The organism is Mesorhizobium sp. (assembly GCF_005063415.1).
Taxonomy (GTDB): Bacteria; Pseudomonadota; Alphaproteobacteria; order Rhizobiales; family Rhizobiaceae; genus Mesorhizobium.
Map to the genome: position 1 here is coordinate 1 of NZ_SUEG01000338.1, position 1,205 is coordinate 1,205.

Genomic DNA, 1,205 nt, shown 5'->3' on the forward strand with positions numbered 1-1,205 from the left:
CTGGCTTTCGTGACCACCGTGTCGTCCGGCCCATTTTTGCCGTCGGTACCTCTCGAAATCCTTGTCGCGATATCCGCTCGGATCACTGGATCCTCGGGCAGTTCGCTCGGAAGCCATTCAGGAAGATTGTCGCCACGGTTCTTGTGCATGGCGCCAACAATGCTTTCTGCCCTACTTATGTTCCAGATTTCTAATGTACGAATTTGACCAGGGGTTTCGCTCACCGCGTCAATGTCGAATAAGCCCGCCGGGAGAAGACGGGGGGCCGATTGATGTGGCAGCTATTCCTATGGGGAGGGACTTGCTGCGCTAATATGAACCGTCGCGCCGGTCGGGTGTGACGGCAGTAAAAAGTCCCGCCGCACATGCCAGGACGGCGGGACCCGATCAGGCAACTTGCCCCAGGCAGGGGGGATGCGGGGGCTGTGCTTGCCCGGTTGCGCGCGGACCGTCAGTGACCGTAGGCGCATCAGCTGCAACGCGTCCACCAACCGACGGTGGAAGAAGGCTACTGCAGAGCCGGGGGACTCGCTACCAAGAAAAGCAATACAAGCGCCCCCAGAAGCCAGGGTCCGCCAACGCCGCCATTTCACTGCGAAGCTGTTCCATCTCGTGTTTCCAAGGAGTTTTCAGCCTTCAGCCGCTGCTCCCGGAGCCGAGCCGTCTTTGCGTCTCGGGCCGCGCGCTCAACATCGATTAATGACCGTGCAGCATCTGACGTGCGCTGCTGTCTCTCATCTCTTTGTGTCCAAGTGGCCAAGCGGCGCTCTCCTATGCGAGGCCCGATCTGGGCGAATAGTGCTACTGATCGAACCACCGTCGCAGGCGGGTGTTCCACCCAAGGCAACAAAAAGCCCGCCGACCGAAGCCGACGGGCCAAGTGTGAACAGCGACCGCAATTTGCTGTCTGGCCGAAGTACAAAGCACCAAAACGCGAAAAGGCCGAAAGTTCCGCAGATGCTAATATACAACAGGTGCGAGGCTAGCCCGGAATTCCGGTGTGAGACCCGACCCATGGAACCTTTCAAAGCCGCATGCCTTGTCCCTTTTCGATAGAAGGAGATGAGAAATGAGCCTTGACATAGGAAAGGTCGCCATAGCGTTGCTCGGCCTGCTTGCCTACAAGAACAGGGACAAGATCGGCGAGCTAATCGCTGGCAGGAAATCGACAGATCCCAACGCTAGCGCTGGCTCCCCCGGCGGCC

General features: G+C 58.8%; 1 protein-coding gene. It reads right to left on the bottom strand.

The genetic code is table 11. The annotated features are described in order from the left end of the window. A partial coding sequence (locus E5W70_RS32460; protein WP_292665447.1) for a hypothetical protein occupies positions 1 to 224 on the bottom strand: 224 nt, incomplete at its 3' end. Positions 225 to 1,205 lie beyond the last annotated feature (981 nt).